This window comes from Pseudomonas sp. HK3 (assembly GCF_052920985.1).
The window spans coordinates 817,823-834,105 of the sequence record NZ_JBREXD010000003.1 but is presented as its reverse complement, the minus strand read 5'-3'; the positions used below and the strand labels follow the sequence as shown (position 1 = coordinate 834,105).

Below are 16,283 nucleotides of genomic sequence, written 5' to 3'. Positions count from 1 at the left end.
GGGATTACACTATGCGCCTTTATTTAGGACGTTAAATCCATGCTGATTGTTGATGGCGAATCACACTCAATAACATGTGTGTTTGCGCATGGTGCTGGGGCACCGATGGACAGCGACTTCATGAATACAGTCTCTAGCGGCTTATCCAAAATGGGTATTCGCGTTGTGCGTTTTGAATTTCCTTATATGCAAGAGCGGCGATTAAGTGGTAAAAAGCGTCCCCCTAATCGTCAGCCTGAATTGCTTGAGAGTTTTAATAAAGTATTAGCGGGGCAAAAAGGCCCAATTGTCTTGATGGGTAAATCAATGGGTGGGCGAATGGCGAGTATTCTGGCCAGTGAGCAAACCGAAACCGCAAATATATTAGGTGTCCTAGCGCTAGGCTATCCCTTTCACCCTCAAGGGAAGCCAGAAAAACTGCGCATTGATCACTTGCCTAATGTAAATGTGCCCATGGCCGTTGTGCAAGGCACACGGGATGCGCTAGGGAATCAAGACTTAGTCACGCAGCTACCATTGCCAGCCAGTTTGGCCTTCTTGTGGTTAGAAGATGGCGATCACGATCTTAAGCCTAGGGTAAAAAGTGGTTTTACCCATGCAGAACATATAGATAAAACAATTCAGTTTTGCGCTGATTTTATTAAGCGCTGCTATTAATTTTAATTCTTAGGTTATTAAACCTAATGACTGTGAGTACCCCGCTGTAATGGCTATGACACAACTAATCCTGTTATGTAGACAGGGCTTTGAAGCTGAAACCGCCGCTGAAATTCAAGATGTTGCATCTCAAGCTGGCTGTTTTGGCTATTGTAAGACGCAAGCTGATCAAGCATATGTGAGTTTTTTTGCTGAAGACCATCAGCTTAAACAAATCATTGAGCATGTTAGTTTTCGCCAGCTAATATTTGTGCGCCAATGGTTTATCTGTGGTGAGGCGATAGAGTTAGACGGCACTGACCGAGTCTCTTCTATTATGCAAAGTTTAGAAGGTACGCCTCATTGTGGCGAAGTGGAGTTGATTCACGCCGACACCAATGAAGCAAAAGAACTAAGCCGTTTATGCAAAAGCTTAACAGGGCCGCTAGCTGCCACATTAAGAAAGAAAAATAAACTAAGCGCTAAGCGCAGCCATAAAATCCCGCGCCTAATGATATTTTTAATTGATGGCCAGCATGCCCATGTTGGATATCATTTCACTAATAATGCATGCAAATGGCCTGACGGTATTTTGCATTTGAAATTCCCTAAAGACGCACCTAGTCGCTCAACGCTAAAGCTTGAAGAAGCTTGGCATTGGTTTGTGCCTAAGCGCCAGTGGGGCGAACGCTTAAGTGCCGGAATGCGTGCAGTTGACTTAGGTGCTGCACCGGGCGGTTGGACGTGGCAGTTAGTCAAGCGCAGCATGATGGTTGACGCGGTTGATAATGGTCCAATGAAAGGCGCTTTAATGGACTCTGGCCAAGTAACCCATCATCAAGAAGACGGTTTTAAATTTAGCCCGAGTAAAAAAGCCCATTGGATGGTATGTGATATGGCTGAAAGCCCTATCAAGGTGGCAGACAGAATGGCGCATTGGATTGTAAATGAATGGTGTCATGAAACCGTGTTTAATTTAAAATTGCCAATGAAAAAGCGCTATTTAGAAGTACGTCAGTGCTTGGAGTTAATCGAAGAAAAATGCCAAAGTGCCAACATCAATGTTGAAATTTCAGCTAAGCATTTGTACCACGACCGTGAAGAGATCACGTGTCATGTTCGTCGACTTTATTAGCCTCTAATTAGTTCTTATGAGTCAGCCTTATCAAAGGCTGGCTCTCTTTTTAAACCTTCTTTATATTATTTCGATCTTGTGATTTGCGCATCATAGGCCTGTTAATCCGTTCTCATTTATCACCTTGCTTGTCACGCTGAATCAACCCCCTGATACCTAGAGTCAAGTTTCCCATAGATAACCCACCTATATTAGCCACCACTGACAGTGGGTGCTATTTATGACTGTCATAAAAATGCAAACAAATGCCTTGAATATGAAACCTGTGAAAACAGGTTTGTTTTCCGTTAGTTGGTGTACTTAGGTATGCCATGTGCAGTCAACTTAAATGAGTAAGTCATATGTCGGCATTAGCAGAAGTAATTGATCAAGATGTTCAAACGTTAATGGACAGTGTGGGTGGTAATAGTGCGCAACTGCCAGTTGGTGAATTGCGACTTTTAAATCACGTGCCGTTAATGTCGGATGCTGGAGGTCGTTACGGTAAAGGACATGTCGTCACTGAAATGATCATTGACCCTGAGTCTTGGTTTTTTAAATGTCATTTTCCCGATGACCCAATTATGCCAGGTTGTTTAGGCATTGAAGGCTTGTGGCAAAGTTTAGGTTTGTATTTGGCGCTTAAAGGTTTTAAAGGCAAAGGTCGAGCACTTGGCGTGAGCAGTTTGAAATTTTCTGGTGAGGTATTGCCAACGGCCAAGCGTTTACAGTTTCAATTACATATTCGTAAAGTAGTTGAACGCGATTGGGTGATTGCCTTAGCCGATGGTGAAGTCCTCGTGGATGGCAAACTTATTTACGAAGCAAAAGATTTGAAAGTGGGTATTTTTCCTGAAGCGAGAAAAGCCTGAAAAAAATACAGAGGAAATAAAATGAATCGCGTAGCCGTTGTTGGAGTGGGCTTAGTATCAAGCTTAGGGAATGATTGGAAAACGGTACGTGATCATTTGTATTTTAGTAAAAGCGGCATTCGCGTTAACGAAAGTTTTATTGAGAAAGGTCTGCGTTCACAAATAAGTGGCTACATTGATTGCCCGGAAGTTGAAAATATTGATCGTAAACTGCGTCGTTTCATGGGGACGAATGGTGAGTGGTGCCATATAGCAATGGAGAGGGCCGTTCAGCAATCAGGCATATCACAAGAGCAATTAAGCAGCGATAAAACCACATTAATAGTGGGCGCAGGCGGTGTTGCCAGTGATGATTTAGTGGATGCGATTAAGGTATTAGAAACATCAGGTATTAAAAAAATTGGACCGTATCGAGTGACTCGAGAAATGGGCAGCGCACCTTCGGCGCAATTGGCAACCAATTTTAAAATCAAAGGGCCGAGCTTTTCGATTTCATCTGCGTGTGCCACCAGTGCACATTGCATCGGTACCTGTTATCAGCAAATTAAAATGGGCTTGATGACAACTGCAATAGCCGGTGGCGTTGATCAAGCACATTGGTCACATGCCATGCAATTTGATGGCATGGGTGCGTTATCAACACAGTTTAATGACCAACCTGAAAAAGCGTCTCGTCCTTACGACCGTGAGCGAGATGGGTTTGTTATTAGTGCCGGTGCTGGCATTGTCATTTTAGAAGAATGGGAGCACGCAAAAAATCGTGGCGCAAATATTCTTGGTGAAATTATTGGCTTTGGCGCAAGCAGTGATGGTGACAACATGGTTGCCCCTAGTGGCGAAGGCGCTGAGCGAGCAATCAGGATTGCATTAAAAGATGCGGGTATTCAAAACGTTGATTACATCAATACACATGGCACCAGTACACCAAGAGGCGATTTAACAGAATTAAAAGCCATTGAAAATGTGTTCAAAAATGATGTGCCTTATATTAGCTCAACGAAATCGTTATCTGGCCATGGTTTAGGGGCAGCAGGGGTTCATGAAACTATTTTTAGCTTGATCATGATGCAAGATGGATTCATTAGTGCATCGGCTAATATCGATAATCTTGAAAAAGAAGTTGAACACTTGCCTTTGGTTCGTCAGCGCATAGAACAAAAAGTAGAAACAGTTTTAAGTAATAGCTTTGGCTTTGGTGGAACCAATGCATGTCTTGTTTTTAAGGCAGCATAAGGTTCTAGATTAAATAAAAAATAAGAGTTTAGGGGTGGTTTATGGGTTATCAGCCAAGAATAAAAAATAATATTTGCACAAATGCTCATCCGGTTGGGTGTTATTACAATGTTTTTCAGCAAGTGCAAGCCGCCTCTGATAATCCATTAAAAGAGCTTCAAGGTAAAACGGCATTAGTTATTGGGGCAAGTTCGGGTATTGGTTTGGCCTCGCGAATTGCACTGACCTTTGCCGCAGGTATGGATACATTGGGTGTTTTATTATGATCGCGCTGCCCAGGCACACAAATACGGCAGTGCGGGTTGGTATAATAACCAAGCATTTGAATATTACGCGCGCCGTGCAGACAAACTGGCTTTTAGCTGTAATCAAGATGCCTATCAGCGCAATGCAAAAGACTGGGTTGTTCAAAAGTTACAGCAGAGCGAGAAACAAATTGATGTTTTGGTGTACTCACTTGCGTCACCTAAGCGCAGCATTAAAGGCGTTGCGGAATATGTGAGTGCGATTAAACCCATTAATGCCCCTTTCCATGGGCGCACACTGGATGTATTCAAAGGCGAGATTCGTGATATTGAGATTCAATCTGCCAGCCATGATGAAATAGACGCCACGGTTAAAGTCATGGGGGGAGAAGATTGGCAAGAATGGGTGAATGTTCTTAAAAAAGCTGGCGTACTGGCCCCTAATTTTAAGACCATTGCTTACAGTTATTTAGGCCCTGACCAAACTCAAGACATTTATGGTAATGGGACACTTGGGTCGAGCAAAAGCGCATTTGCACGAAACCGCCATTGCATTGGATGAAAATCTGAAAAAAATGGGCGCACGCGCGCACATCGGTTTATTGCAAGCACTGGTTACGCCGTCTAGCTCGGTTATTCCTAGCCTGCCTTTGTACATGGCTGCGCTTAATCAAGAACAAAAGCGTGCAGGTAAGCATGAAACCACACTGCAACAGGTGATGCGTTTGTTTAACGATAGTTTGTTTAATGCCTCGGTAGCGCAATCAAGTGTGCGCTTGCGAGCTGATAATTTAGAGCGAGATGCGGTTATTCAGGCGAATGTAAATGCTATTTTAAACCAAGTTGATGCGGACAATTTAAACGATTTGGTTGACGTAGACAGCTTAAGGCAACAATTTTTACACCAATTTGGTTTTGCTTATGACTTTATTGATTATGGTCAAAAGCCGGACCCACTAACACCTCCCGCTATTCATGATTTTTCTCAGTTAATGGGCATGAAAAAAGCAGGGTAATTTAATCATCAGATTCTTAGGAGAATAAAATGTCTGATATTTTTCAACAAGTAGTAGAAGTCGTTGCAGAGCAGTTGGGTGTTGAGGCCGCACAGGTTAAGGCAGGGTCTCATTTTATTGAAGATCTAGGTGCAGATTCATTGGATACAGTGGAGCTATTAATGGCACTAGAAGAAAAATTTGATTGCGAGATTGATGAAGCATCAGCAGAAAAATTAACTCGTGTGCAAGACATTGTTGATTTTATTAAAGCATTAGAAACTGCTTAATTCGATTGATTGAAAAAGCCTCAGCCTTAAGTGGTAAATACTTACGGTCTGGGGCTTTTTTGTGCTCAATGAAAAATATTAATTGGCGTGACATTAAGGACGTGAGCTAAAGTATGAGCGTTCAGTTTTATGGGTAATTACATGCTTGGCGCATATGCTAACGGCCATTTGAGATGGAAAAAACAATTATTATTAGTTATGAATTGTAATAACAGTGAAGATAATAAATATGAGTAGGTATAACGTCGTCTTAATTAGGGCTATAAATAATTAAAAGACATAAGTAAAAGGTCAGTATTACCAGTGTTCATAACTGATTGATCACGCATGGCAGAATAAAGGTGGGGATCAAAAATGATTGAAAGGGCATTGGTAATTTGGTTGATTATACTGGTTATGGCCATCGCTAATGGCATTCTGCGAGAAGTGCTTTTAGTCCCTTGGTTTGGCCAAGACCTTAGCTTTACTCTAAGTGGTATTTTGTTATGTGCTCTAATTCTTATGGTCATATATCTCATGTTGCCGTGGCTTGGTATTGCCAGACCTAAGCAGTATTGTGCAATAGGTTTTGGATGGTTGTTCCTTACGCTGGTTTTTGAGTTTACACTTGGGTATTTCATTCAAAATAAGCCGTTGTCGCAAATTTTAGATGCGTATACTTTCAAAGACGGTAATATTTGGCCTATTGTTTTGTTAGTGACGGCGTTCGCACCGTACATTGTCGCTAAAATTAGGCGTCTTGTATGAGCTATGTGATTACTTATTGGCTTTTTATAAGAAAAAATAGAATCGGTATCGTAGACACCATTCTTAATTTTAGTCAGCGCAAGCTGACGTTTGCATACTCAAGGAAGGATATATGTTCCCTATTGATGTTTGGATTACATTCACGCTGGCCTGCATGCTCTTGATTATATCCCCTGGCCCAGACAATATTCTGGCGATTGGTAGGGGGCTTAGCCAAGGTAAAGCCGCTGCCTGTATATCGGGATTATCATCCGGTATAGGTATATTGTTCCATGTTTTGACGGCCACTTTTGGGCTTACATTACTGATACAAACATCAGAGATAGCGTTTATGGTTGTAAAACTCGTCGGTGCTTGTTATTTAATTTGGCTGGGCATAAGAGTATTAAGGTCTGGGAACTTAATTAATCTTAAGCCAGCAGAGAAGCAGTCAACTAAAACGATCTTCTCAACGGGTTTATTATCGGCGGTTTTAAATCCTAAGCCAGGCATGTTTGTACTTGCGTTTATTCCTCAGTTTGTAAGCCCTGAATTGGGTTCAGTGACGACGCAAATGATTGTATACGGTGTTTGGTTTGCACTGCTAACGGGTATTGGGTTCTCACTGATGGGTATGTTTGCATCAAAACTTACTGGCTGGCTTCAAAATCGACCTAAAGTAACAAATGGTCTGAATGTTGGTGCAGGCCTAACGTTCATAACATCCGGTTTAGCCGTCGCTACGTTAAATCAGCGATAACACGACAGTGTTAAAGGTATTGCAAAAGGGGTAGTGCAGTAGGCTTACCCCTTTGATATTTGTTTTAGCCACTAATTCGGTGCTTTTTTATTGAGGGGTTAAGGCGTCACGAGTAAATAATGTACAAATATAAAAAACTATATGAGATTTCAAAGAAATTAGCCGATAAAACCTATGGGTTTCTTGATACAAAAGGACCGGGAATGGGGAATCATGCAACCAATCAAATTATTTCAGCCCTTTATTAATATTTTAGGCAACATAGATGCGTTATCAGAACAAGCGAGCTTTGATAGCATAGCTTGATATGGTCGATTAATTTTTTTGGGCTTTCGTAGATTAAATTATGGATATAGCCAATACGTTTCCGCCATTAACACCAGAATTAAATGTTCGTGACATTGCGGTATCTTTAGACTTTTATACGAGACTACTTGGCTTTAAAGTTTGCTTTTCGCGTCTAGAAGAAGGTTTTGCAACAATAGAGCGTGATGGTGTGTTCATCATGCTTGAGCAGGTAGATACACAGGAGCCCAGTGATGAGCCATGGCTGACTGCAGCGTTAGAATATCCGTTTGGTAGGGGGATTAATTTTCAGATAATCGTTACGGACTTTGAGGTTGTTTACGAGCGTTTATTAAGAAACGGTTATCCTATTAAGCTACCTTTAGAGCAAAGATCATATCGAGCAGGTGCTGAATTCATAAATGTTAGACAATTTATGATTATGGACCCAGATGGGTATTTACTCAGGTTAACTACTCATAATGCTAAGCATGACTTAACGGCTTAGCGATTAAAAATCGTCTAAATACAGGCTGTATCGATTTTATAACGATTAATCTGCTTTCGTAGACGACTTTTTGCCTGTCGCTTGCTTGCGATATTCGGCCGGTGTCTGTGCTGTCCAGCGTTTAAACGCCCGAGTAAATGCGCTTAATTCAGAAAACCCTAAATCATAAGCAATTACGGTTAGTGGTAGTTGGGTTTGTTTGAGCAGAAAAAATGCTTTGTTCTGCTTAACTTGATCAACTAGGTCACTGTAAGACGAGCCGTCATTTTTTAATTTTCGATACAGGGTCTGTCTGCTCATGTTAAGTAGCTTGGCGGTTTGCTCTGCATCAAAACTACCATCACTTAAATTCTTTTCAATAATGCGTTTTACTTTGCTTGAAATACTGCGTTTGAATAGGCGAGACAAAACTTGGTTCGCATAATTTAATGTAGCGACACGGGTATGTGGGTTGCGACGCTTGGGCTTCATGCTCAGCATTTTACTGTCAAAGATGACCTCACAATAAGGTTGGTCAAAGTTAACCTTACAGGGGAATACGTCTTCAAATTTTTGTGCATACTCGGGTTGGCTGTGCTGGAAATTAACGCAATGGAAGCGAGTTTCGAGCCCCACGGCCTTAATCGTGCGCAGAACCACAATGGCAAGCGTGCGTTCGATATCCGGAATATGATAAAAATCAGGCGATTTGTAGATGTAGCGAAGGTGGCAACGTTTATCAATGATTTCGCATTCTAATTCAATGGCTTCATTGACCACACTGAATAAGCGAATGTAGTGCTCTAACCCTTCTTTTATGGTGCTGCTGTTATAGACCACGTGGGCAACTAAGCCTAAGTCTTCAATGCCTTCGTTTTGGGCAATGCTCAAGCCAAGCTCAGGGCATTGGCTTTTTTTTATGGCCAAATCCCAGATCGAGTGATAAATGCTTAGCGGTAAGCGCTGATCGGGCTTCAGAAATAAGCGCTTCATCAATACCTAGCTCACTTGCTAGTGCCTTGGTGTCCATATTGAACTGTAGGAAAAAATCGATGATGGCCTGTGCTGAGGCTAACCCAACGGTGGGTTCAGAGAGAGCGTGCATGCAAAGATAAAACCTAGCATTAATAAAAAATAGTGGTGGCAATATAAGGGGTTACGCGGGGTTTCACAAGCAGCTTAAGCTAAAAACGATAACCCGCTACATAGCAGGTTATCTTTAGGTTTTTATCTGATTTCAGCCACGGTGATTTTTTCGTCACCATCTAAAATGGGTGTGATATCCGAGATGGCGTTTTTACGCTCGGGTGATGATTGCCACTTTTCCCATGCCTGAACAGATGCCCAGTTGATGACAATAAGGCGGTGATTAGGGCGATAAATGTCGGTGAGAGATTGGCTTGAAATATACCCTGGGGCCTCCAATACGGCTTTTAGTGTGGTGCGGATGGCGTCCAAATAATTTAGCTCTAAGCCTTCAGCGATATTGCGCTCTATGATTACTTTGATCATGGTTAATCCAATAACAGTAGGTGTATCTTATTTTTCGGTATTATATGCCCCAACTTAATACGTCTTTTAATGATATTCAAGGACTGAGAGGCTTGAATCTACTTGGTCAGACAATCCCTGCACCAATCTGGGGTAAAGGGCGTTAAATGGGTAGAATCATTTGATCAAATAGGCCACAAAGGGTAATCTTCGCGGCCATTCGATAAATACTCATATCTTAGGTATCCAACTTGATTTCTACGGCTAATATCACCATGCAGTTTGGGGATAAACCCCTTTTTGAAGACATTTCAGTTAAATTCGGTGAAGGTAATCGCTACGGTCTAATTGGCGCGAATGGTTGCGGTAAGTCAACCTTCATGAAAATACTGGGTAGTGAGCTTGAGCCAACTACTGGTAGCGTCAGCATTGATCCTAATGAGCGCATGGCTAAATTGAATCAGGACCAGTTTGGCTACGAAGAGTATTCCGTTATTGATACCGTATTAATGGGTCATGCTGAGCTTTGGAAAGTAAAAAGCGAGCGTGATGCGATTTATGCCAACCCAGATATGACCGAAGAAGACGGCATGCGCGTAGCTGATCTAGAAACCGAATTTGCTGAGATGGATGGTTATTCAGCCGAAGCCCGTGCCGGTGAATTACTCCTAGGCTTGGATATTCCTATTGACCAACATTATGGCTTGATGAGTGCGGTCGCTCCAGGTTGGAAACTGCGCGTACTACTCGCGCAGGTGTTGTTTGCCGACCCAGATATTCTTTTACTCGACGAACCAACCAACAACTTGGACATTAACGCCATCCGTTGGCTAGAAGGGGTGCTTAATGATCGTAACTGCACCATGATCATCATTTCGCATGACCGTCACTTCTTAAACAGTATTTGTACCCACATGGCTGACTTGGATTACGGTGAGTTACGTGTTTACCCTGGTAACTATGATGAGTACATGACCGCGGCGACTCAGTCCCGTGAGCGTATGCTGGCTAATAACGCGAAGAAACAAGCTCAAATTGCAGAATTAAAAACCTTCGTAAGCCGTTTCTCGGCAAACGCATCAAAAGCCAAGCAGGCGACCAGCCGAGCGAAGCAAATTGATAAAATCAAGTTAGATGAGGTTAAAGCCTCTAGCCGTCAATCGCCATTCATTCGTTTCGAGCAAGAGAAGAAATTGTTCCGTAATGCATTGATCGTTGAAGATTTAAAGCAAGGTTATGACGATAATACCTTGTTCGATAAAGTAAACTTGATGGTTGAAGTGGGTGAGCGCATTGCGGTTATCGGCCAAAATGGTATCGGTAAAACCACCTTGTTGCATACGCTTGCGGGTAAGATGCCATCAAAAGCGGGCACTATGAAGTGGTCTGAAAATGCAAATATCGGTTATTACGCGCAAAACCACTCTAGTGATTTTGAGCAAGACTTAAACCTTTATGACTGGATGGACCAATGGAAAAACGAAGGTGATGACGAGCAAGTGGTTCGTGGTCAGCTTGGCCGTATGTTGTTTAGTGCGGGTGACATCAAAAAGTCAGTGAAGGTTATATCCGGTGGTGAGCAAGGCCGTATGCTATTCGGTAAGTTAATGATGCAATTCCCGAATATCTTATTGTTAGATGAGCCGACTAACCACATGGACATGGAATCAATCGAAGCATTGAACCTGGCACTTGAGAACTATGAAGGTACGTTGATATTTGTATCCCATGACCGTCAATTCGTAAGCTCCATTGCCACGCGCATCATTGAGATCACCGATCAAGGTCTAGTGGATTTCCATGGTAGCTATGATGATTACCTTAAGTCACAGGGTTTAGATGCATAATTATTAGCATTTAAGTGACACAAAAAAACGGCTTAAGAAGCGATTCTTAAGCCGTTTTTTTTGTTTGTATGGTTTGATTATTCCATGTCTTCTTTCATATCGTCATACGCTTTTTCTGCGTTTTGCTTTGCTCGTTCGGCGGCGGCTTGCCCATCATTTTTTGCTTTTTCAGGCATGCTTTCACAGCCACTTAGCGTGAATAGGGTAAATAAACTAACAGAGATAAGAAGAGCAGTTTTCATGGTGATACCTTTTTATTGTGAGTTGTGTTTACTGCCGTAATTAGTGATTAAGCTTCAAATGCCACTTCAAATCCACCAAATATCATGCGTTTACCATCGAATGGTATATCAAGGTCAGCCATACTCATTTCAGGGTCTGACATGGCTGCTTTCATGCCTTTGTCACGCGTAGCTTTGTCTGGCCAAACCATCCAGCTAAATACGACGGTTTCATTATCTTTGCATTTTACAGCCATGGGCATTGATGTAACTTTACCTTCAGGAACATCGTCTCCCCAGCACTCTGTTACGCTGATCATGCCATGCTGTTTAAAGATTGGCGCGAAGCGCTTTGTCATTTCGATATAAGCTTGTTTGTTGTCAGTTGGTACCGCTAACATGTAACCGTCTATGTAGCTCATGTGAAGTCTCCATAAAAGTACTTCTAGAATATAGCGCTATCAATTAAGTATGACCATGACTTTTGTAGCGGTTTTTAGATCGGCTAAACCACCTTGTTTAAATGCAGTGCTTGTACTTGCCAGCCGTGTTTTGATTTAACCCAATTTTCTTCAAAATCTATTTCAAGTAGCGGGTTGCCATTAGCTGACGTACGACCGTGGCCCGATACTTTTGCTTTACGATCATTTAGCAGAAACTGAAGAGCGTTTTCTTCTAGCGTTATGTCGGTTTCAAACCACTTGCCGTTTTTTATCGCTTGTTTGATTGTGTCATAACGCGTGAGTCGCTCTTCTTTTCCCTTGGGGCTGCTCACATAGAAATCAGACGATTCAATTTTTTGTAATACATCCGTGTCGCCTTTGAAATAGGCTTTATACCAATGTTCACGCGCTTTTTTTATGTCACTTAAATCACTCATATTATTCCGTTACCTCGTAAGTAATTATGTAATGAGTAGGGTTGGGTGCTAACCAATGACAATAATGCGGTGTGTGAGTTGGTTAGCTGACTCAATTGGATTTATTTATAACCTTCTTTGAGTTTTTTTGTTTTCATTAGTTCATTTAAATATAGTTTGTTTTGGCCAAAATAAAAGGCCTAACCATTGCTGATTAAGCCTTTTTTTGTGAAGCGGTCTGCTTTAATGGACTACCACATTAAATCATCTGGGATTTGATAGTCAGCATACGGGTCGTCTTCTACTATTTCTTGCTTAGATGGTTCAGCTTGGTATACAACAAAACTCTCATTACGCTCTCGAATTTTATCGGCCACTACAACGGGAATGATAAAGTAGCTTTGATCTAGTTTAGCGATAGCCAATATGCCTCGGCTTAGCTGATGTTGAAGTAGGCTGGTGACTTGTATGCGCTTGATTTTATTACCATCTTGGAAATTGTAGTCAAGCTCAGCCCCTTCACGTTTGATGGCATGATTTTGAATTAACTGCTTGATTTGAGCGGCCAATGCTTTGGTTTGTTCCTGTGCTTTACGCTCGTCATTTAGTTTTTTGTCTTTTTCGAGTTTTTCTTTACGTGCTTTCTCTGTTTGTAATTTGGTTTCGTCAATTACCTCATCGCCTTTACGGATTTGCTTGGCGACTTTCTTCTTTGCGCGCTCTGCTTGCTGCATTTTCTTTTTGTTGGTTAGGCCAGCTTTTAACAGCTGCTCTTGTAACGATGCCATGACTTGCTCACTAATGAATATGAAATAGGGTGTTATTTTAGTGATCTGAGTGTGGGTTGCCTAGTGCTGTGTCACTCAAAAGGGTTTAAAGCGCGATAAAGTGCTTCTTTCGAGTATTTAAGCTCAAGTGGGACCTTTTGTGCTCGGGTAAGTTTGCTCGACACAAGGGCGTAGCTGTGGTCAATGAGGCGCTTAATTTCACTCTCGGGGAGGGTGTCATCAAGAATCAGCGTATTCCAATGCTTTTTGTTCATGTGATAGCCAGGAATGACGGCTGAAAAAACATCCCTGAGCTCTTGTGCATGAAAGGGGTCACACTTTAAATTCATTTGTGCCACTTGATTCGGGTTGTTTGGGGTTTTGTTGCCCGTTGAGCTAATAAGAGCAAACATCTTGTTGCATACTTTGTAAACATGCACGTCTTGGTCAAATGGAAAGCTTAATTGCGCTTCTGGCTTGCTTGCTAGATATTCACAGCATTGGTCAAAGGTCATGGTTTGCTCTTTAGGTTTTTCGCTTCTTTATTGGATAGAGTGTTTTATTGATCCAGTGAAGTATTGCTTTCGTAAGTCAATGAAGCAAGTTAGTCTTTGGCTGACATTCATATGTTGAATACATATAACTTCACATAAACACAAGGAATCATCATGGCAACAGTTACACTTCAAGGCAATGCGTTTGATACTCAGGGTGAGTTACCTAAAGCAGGTTCTCAAGCACCTGCTTTCACGCTAGTGCAAAGTGATTTATCAGACCTAATGCAGGAGCGATTTGGCTGGTAAGCGTATTATTTTGAATATTTTCCCTTCTGTTGATACTGCAACCTGTGCCGCCTCTGTTCGCAAGTTTAATGAAAAGGCCGCTGCATTAGATAATACCGTTGTTGTTTGTGTCTCAGCGGATCTACCGTTTGCATTAAGCCGCTTTTGTGGTGCTGAAGGCATTGAGAACGTGAAGGTAGCATCTAGCTTTCGCTCAAGCTTCGGTTTAGATTATGGTGTTGAATTTATCTCAGGCCCGTTGAGCAAATTATTGTCTCGATCCGTAGTGGTAATCGATGAGTCAGGCAAAGTACTGCACTCTCAGCAAGTGGCTGAAACTGTTGATGAACCAAACTATGATGCCGCGTTAGCGGTTTTATAAGAACAACTGTAAAAAGGCCGTTAACGCTTAGGTGTTAACGGCTTTGTTGTTTTTTGGCGTTGTACATACCTTTATCGGCATAGGTGAGCAGCTCATCGCAGGATGAGCCGTTGGTAGGGAAAGTAGCATAACCAATACTGGCGTGAATATTTAATGTTTGATCATTGATTTTCATATCTTTGTAGAGGTTTTCGGTAATGTAATTAATAGCGGTTTTGATGTCGCTTTTTTTATGCGTATTCTCAAGTAACAAAATAAATTCATCACCACCAATGCGTGCAACCATGTCCGATTTTCGGATACTGTTTGAAATGCGCTTGGCAGCTTCTTTCAGTACTAAGTCCCCGAACGAATGCCCATGGGTATCATTAATTTTTTTGAAATTATCTAAATCAAAAAATAGTAGACTAAACGCGCACTGATTGCGTTCGTATTGCGCAATTAAATGGTCAATACGATCGATAAGTGAGTATCTATTTGGGATGTTGGTCAGGTAATCGAATCTAGCTTGATACCGCAGTTGTTCAGTTTCATCTATGCGTTGGGTGATATCGCGGTTAATGCCTAATGCGCCAATCATGTGTTTATCATCATCTAAAATGGGGATGCACATAGATTCAATCCAACCGATTGAGCCGTCTTTTTTTAGCATGCGAACTTCACCTGTCCACTTTCCCTCGCGGGCCACTGCGGCTAATACTTCTTCGGTAATATGCTCCGTGTCTTCTGGTACATGAAGAATACTGACGGTTTGGCCAATCGCTTCTTGTTCGGTGTAGCCGTACAGTTTTTCAGACCCAATATTCCAGTCAGTGATGATACCTTGATCATCTGTGACCACGACAGAATCAAAAAGGTGATCAAAGGCTTTGGCTCTGAGTAATAACTGCTCGGATTTCAAATCGATTGCTCATTATTCATTTTATGTTTAATTGCTTAATGGTTATCAGTCTAGCAATGGAATACAGAATAGAAATAGTCAAAGCGGGTAAGTGTTTAGTTAAGGCAGATAATGAGTGTCTATATAACCTTGAGCCATATGAATGGGCTCTAATGAACCGCTTTTATTATGTTTTTTATAAGTATAGAAAGCTGAGTTGCTGATGTTCAGTGAAAATAGAAACGTGTTTTATTAAAAAGCCGTTAGCACTGACGAGTTAACGGCTTTTGTTTTCTATGTGTTTGCTTAAGCTTTTTTCCCAGCTTGGCTGCGTAGGCGCTGCTGTTCACGCTCTACATCTTTTGCTTTGCGATGCGCTTTAATGGCGTCTTTTACGTCAGAGCCGATATGGGCTTCACCGCGTTGTTTAGCAAGCTCGACTTGCTTTTCACGCTCGGCAAAGCGTGCGCGTTGCTCGTCTGTGATTTTGTCGAAGCAGTGTGGGCAGCTTACGCCTTTTTGATAGCGGCTATCCAGTTTTTCGTCTTCGGTAATCGGTAAACGACACGCATGACACTGGTCGTATTCGCCTTTTTCTAGTTTATGGTTTACGGTGACGCGCTCATCAAATACAAAACATTCGCCGTCCCAAAGTGTATTGTCTTCAGGTACGTCTTCTAAGTATTTTAAGATGCCGCCTTTAAGGTGATAAACTTCTTCAAAACCTTGCTCTTTCATGTACGCCGTTGATTTTTCGCAGCGAATACCGCCAGTGCAAAACATAGCGACTTTTTTGTGTTTAGTTGGATCTAGGTTTTCTTTAACGTACTGTGGGAATTCGCGAAAGGTTTCCGTGTTCGGGTTAATTGCGTTACGGAATGTGCCGACTTGATATTCATAGTCGTTGCGCGTGTCTACAAGTACGACGTCTGGGTCGCTGATTAGGTCGTTCCAATCTTTAGGTTCAACATACGTGCCCACGACTTGTTTTGGGTCGATGCCTTCAACACCCATGGTGACGATTTCTTTTTTCAATTTTACTTTAGTACGGTGAAACGGTTGGATATCGGTATAGGATTCTTTGTAAACAATGTCGGCTAAGCGTTCGTCGTGTTTAAACCAAGTCAGTAGCGTATCAATGGCGTCACGGGAGCCAGCAACGGTGCCGTTAATGCCTTCACCTGCTAATAATAACGTGCCGCGAACCTGGTTATCATCCATGACCTTTAATAGGTTAGGGCGAATGGCTTCGAAGTTTTCAAGGGTAACAAACTTATACATGGCGCATACGACGATGCTGCCAGTGTGTTGGGACTGGGTCATATCTTCTCCTGCTAACCGAAGCGTAAGTTCGGCGCATTCTATTTGGCTTAAAATCAATCGCTGAAACGATCAGCTGGGCGGGATTATA

21 protein-coding genes and 1 pseudogene are annotated in these 16,283 nt (G+C 42.1%); 13 read left to right on the top strand and 9 right to left on the bottom strand.

The genetic code is table 11. The features are described 5' to 3' along the window. Window positions 1-39: 39 nt before the first annotated feature. The 11 genes from ACU6U9_RS19355 (at window position 40) to ACU6U9_RS19305 (ending at window position 7,664) form a co-directional block, all read left to right on the top strand. A complete protein-coding gene (locus tag ACU6U9_RS19355) occupies window positions 40-657 on the top strand; it encodes an alpha/beta family hydrolase (protein ID WP_446736623.1) in 618 nt (205 codons plus the stop codon). 55 nt (window positions 658-712) lie between these two features. Then, on the top strand, window positions 713-1,771 hold the full coding sequence (gene rlmM, locus ACU6U9_RS19350) for a 23S rRNA (cytidine(2498)-2'-O)-methyltransferase RlmM (protein WP_446736622.1): 1,059 nt from the start codon (window positions 713-715) through the stop codon (window positions 1,769-1,771). 341 nt (window positions 1,772-2,112) lie between these two features. Continuing rightward, window positions 2,113-2,622 carry a bifunctional 3-hydroxydecanoyl-ACP dehydratase/trans-2-decenoyl-ACP isomerase gene (gene fabA / locus ACU6U9_RS19345; protein WP_446736621.1) on the top strand — a complete coding sequence of 170 codons (510 nt, stop codon included), beginning with the start codon at window positions 2,113-2,115 and terminating at the stop codon, window positions 2,620-2,622. A gap of 21 nt (window positions 2,623-2,643) precedes the next feature. After that, entirely contained in the window at window positions 2,644-3,855 is a 1,212-nt protein-coding gene (locus ACU6U9_RS19340; RefSeq protein ID WP_446736620.1) for a beta-ketoacyl synthase N-terminal-like domain-containing protein, read from the top strand. A gap of 41 nt (window positions 3,856-3,896) precedes the next feature. Beyond that, window positions 3,897-4,121 (top strand): hypothetical protein, encoded by a 225-nt coding sequence (locus tag ACU6U9_RS19335; protein WP_446736619.1) that lies wholly within the window; start codon window positions 3,897-3,899, stop codon window positions 4,119-4,121. Next, the gene (locus tag ACU6U9_RS19330; protein ID WP_446736618.1) at window positions 4,108-4,662 is read left to right on the top strand and encodes a hypothetical protein; all 555 of its coding nucleotides are present in this window, start codon (window positions 4,108-4,110) and stop codon (window positions 4,660-4,662) included. Before ACU6U9_RS19335 ends, ACU6U9_RS19330 begins: the two co-directional genes overlap by 14 nt. Continuing rightward, on the top strand, window positions 4,613-5,116 hold the full coding sequence (locus tag ACU6U9_RS19325) for a hypothetical protein (RefSeq protein WP_446736617.1): 504 nt from the start codon (window positions 4,613-4,615) through the stop codon (window positions 5,114-5,116). The genes ACU6U9_RS19330 and ACU6U9_RS19325 overlap by 50 nt, the downstream gene beginning before the upstream one ends. 29 nt (window positions 5,117-5,145) lie before the next feature. Then, on the top strand, window positions 5,146-5,385 hold the full coding sequence (gene acpP / locus ACU6U9_RS19320; RefSeq protein ID WP_446736616.1) for an acyl carrier protein: 240 nt from the start codon (window positions 5,146-5,148) through the stop codon (window positions 5,383-5,385). Window positions 5,386-5,739: 354 nt separating this feature from the next. Next, complete coding sequence (locus ACU6U9_RS19315; protein WP_446736615.1) at window positions 5,740-6,132, top strand: hypothetical protein; 393 nt, start codon at window positions 5,740-5,742, stop codon at window positions 6,130-6,132. Window positions 6,133-6,244: 112 nt separating this feature from the next. Further along, window positions 6,245-6,871 (top strand): LysE family translocator, encoded by a 627-nt coding sequence (locus tag ACU6U9_RS19310; protein WP_446736614.1) that lies wholly within the window; start codon window positions 6,245-6,247, stop codon window positions 6,869-6,871. A gap of 346 nt (window positions 6,872-7,217) precedes the next feature. Next, entirely contained in the window at window positions 7,218-7,664 is a 447-nt protein-coding gene (locus tag ACU6U9_RS19305) for a bleomycin resistance protein (protein ID WP_446736613.1), read from the top strand. 45 nt (window positions 7,665-7,709) lie between these two features. Here the strand turns inward: ACU6U9_RS19305 and ACU6U9_RS19300 are convergent, their stop codons facing one another. Together ACU6U9_RS19300 and ACU6U9_RS19295 are read right to left on the bottom strand one after the other, a co-directional pair. Continuing rightward, complete coding sequence (locus tag ACU6U9_RS19300) at window positions 7,710-8,636, bottom strand: helix-turn-helix domain-containing protein (RefSeq protein WP_446736612.1); 927 nt, start codon at window positions 8,634-8,636, stop codon at window positions 7,710-7,712. 234 nt (window positions 8,637-8,870) lie between these two features. Beyond that, window positions 8,871-9,155 carry an antibiotic biosynthesis monooxygenase family protein gene (locus ACU6U9_RS19295; RefSeq protein WP_446736611.1) on the bottom strand — a complete coding sequence of 95 codons (285 nt, stop codon included), beginning with the start codon at window positions 9,153-9,155 and terminating at the stop codon, window positions 8,871-8,873. A gap of 230 nt (window positions 9,156-9,385) precedes the next feature. On the opposite strand from ACU6U9_RS19295, the gene ACU6U9_RS19290 reads away from it, so the two are divergent. Beyond that, window positions 9,386-10,981, top strand: coding sequence for an ABC-F family ATPase (locus ACU6U9_RS19290; RefSeq protein ID WP_446736610.1), 1,596 nt, complete (start codon window positions 9,386-9,388; stop codon window positions 10,979-10,981). A gap of 77 nt (window positions 10,982-11,058) precedes the next feature. Here the strand turns inward: ACU6U9_RS19290 and ACU6U9_RS19285 are convergent, their stop codons facing one another. The 5 genes from ACU6U9_RS19285 to ACU6U9_RS19265 form a co-directional block, all read right to left on the bottom strand. Further along, entirely contained in the window at window positions 11,059-11,223 is a 165-nt protein-coding gene (locus ACU6U9_RS19285) for a hypothetical protein (RefSeq protein ID WP_446736609.1), read from the bottom strand. A gap of 47 nt (window positions 11,224-11,270) precedes the next feature. Beyond that, window positions 11,271-11,624, bottom strand: a complete 354-nt coding sequence (locus ACU6U9_RS19280; RefSeq protein WP_446736608.1) for a DUF1428 domain-containing protein — start codon at window positions 11,622-11,624, stop codon at window positions 11,271-11,273. 83 nt (window positions 11,625-11,707) lie between these two features. Then, entirely contained in the window at window positions 11,708-12,082 is a 375-nt protein-coding gene (locus tag ACU6U9_RS19275) for a hypothetical protein (RefSeq protein WP_446736607.1), read from the bottom strand. Between the two features lie 230 nt (window positions 12,083-12,312). Further along, window positions 12,313-12,849, bottom strand: a complete 537-nt coding sequence (locus ACU6U9_RS19270; protein WP_446736606.1) for a DUF2058 domain-containing protein — start codon at window positions 12,847-12,849, stop codon at window positions 12,313-12,315. Between the two features lie 71 nt (window positions 12,850-12,920). Continuing rightward, the gene (locus ACU6U9_RS19265) at window positions 12,921-13,343 is read right to left on the bottom strand and encodes an MmcQ/YjbR family DNA-binding protein (protein ID WP_446736605.1); all 423 of its coding nucleotides are present in this window, start codon (window positions 13,341-13,343) and stop codon (window positions 12,921-12,923) included. A gap of 153 nt (window positions 13,344-13,496) precedes the next feature. Between ACU6U9_RS19265 and tpx the strand changes: the two are divergent. After that, a pseudogene (gene tpx, locus ACU6U9_RS19260) lies at window positions 13,497-13,992 on the top strand (thiol peroxidase). A gap of 34 nt (window positions 13,993-14,026) precedes the next feature. Here the strand turns inward: tpx and ACU6U9_RS19255 are convergent. Continuing rightward, a complete protein-coding gene (locus ACU6U9_RS19255; RefSeq protein WP_446736604.1) occupies window positions 14,027-14,893 on the bottom strand; it encodes a diguanylate cyclase domain-containing protein in 867 nt (288 codons plus the stop codon). A 285-nt stretch (window positions 14,894-15,178) separates the two neighbouring features. Beyond that, window positions 15,179-16,195 (bottom strand): oxygen-dependent tRNA uridine(34) hydroxylase TrhO, encoded by a 1,017-nt coding sequence (gene trhO / locus ACU6U9_RS19250; RefSeq protein ID WP_446736603.1) that lies wholly within the window; start codon window positions 16,193-16,195, stop codon window positions 15,179-15,181. Window positions 16,196-16,283: the final 88 nt, after the last annotated feature.

Excerpts from the sequence above, each read along its gene's own strand:
- ACU6U9_RS19335 (WP_446736619.1), top strand. The coding sequence starts at position 3,897 with ATGGGTTATCAGCCAAGAATAAAAAATAATATTTGCACAAATGCTCAT.
- ACU6U9_RS19275 (WP_446736607.1), bottom strand. The coding sequence starts at position 12,082 with ATGAGTGATTTAAGTGACATAAAAAAAGCGCGTGAACATTGGTATAAA.
- ACU6U9_RS19295 (WP_446736611.1), bottom strand. The coding sequence starts at position 9,155 with ATGATCAAAGTAATCATAGAGCGCAATATCGCTGAAGGCTTAGAGCTA.
- acpP (WP_446736616.1), top strand. The coding sequence starts at position 5,146 with ATGTCTGATATTTTTCAACAAGTAGTAGAAGTCGTTGCAGAGCAGTTG.
- ACU6U9_RS19270 (WP_446736606.1), bottom strand. The coding sequence starts at position 12,849 with ATGGCATCGTTACAAGAGCAGCTGTTAAAAGCTGGCCTAACCAACAAA.
- rlmM (WP_446736622.1), top strand. The coding sequence starts at position 713 with ATGACACAACTAATCCTGTTATGTAGACAGGGCTTTGAAGCTGAAACC.
- ACU6U9_RS19300 (WP_446736612.1), bottom strand. The coding sequence starts at position 8,636 with ATGAAGCGCTTATTTCTGAAGCCCGATCAGCGCTTACCGCTAAGCATT.
- ACU6U9_RS19310 (WP_446736614.1), top strand. The coding sequence starts at position 6,245 with ATGTTCCCTATTGATGTTTGGATTACATTCACGCTGGCCTGCATGCTC.
- ACU6U9_RS19340 (WP_446736620.1), top strand. The coding sequence starts at position 2,644 with ATGAATCGCGTAGCCGTTGTTGGAGTGGGCTTAGTATCAAGCTTAGGG.
- trhO (WP_446736603.1), bottom strand. The coding sequence starts at position 16,195 with ATGACCCAGTCCCAACACACTGGCAGCATCGTCGTATGCGCCATGTAT.
- fabA (WP_446736621.1), top strand. The coding sequence starts at position 2,113 with ATGTCGGCATTAGCAGAAGTAATTGATCAAGATGTTCAAACGTTAATG.
- ACU6U9_RS19315 (WP_446736615.1), top strand. The coding sequence starts at position 5,740 with ATGATTGAAAGGGCATTGGTAATTTGGTTGATTATACTGGTTATGGCC.
- ACU6U9_RS19265 (WP_446736605.1), bottom strand. The coding sequence starts at position 13,343 with ATGACCTTTGACCAATGCTGTGAATATCTAGCAAGCAAGCCAGAAGCG.
- ACU6U9_RS19355 (WP_446736623.1), top strand. The coding sequence starts at position 40 with ATGCTGATTGTTGATGGCGAATCACACTCAATAACATGTGTGTTTGCG.
- ACU6U9_RS19285 (WP_446736609.1), bottom strand. The coding sequence starts at position 11,223 with ATGAAAACTGCTCTTCTTATCTCTGTTAGTTTATTTACCCTATTCACG.
- ACU6U9_RS19280 (WP_446736608.1), bottom strand. The coding sequence starts at position 11,624 with ATGAGCTACATAGACGGTTACATGTTAGCGGTACCAACTGACAACAAA.
- ACU6U9_RS19305 (WP_446736613.1), top strand. The coding sequence starts at position 7,218 with ATGGATATAGCCAATACGTTTCCGCCATTAACACCAGAATTAAATGTT.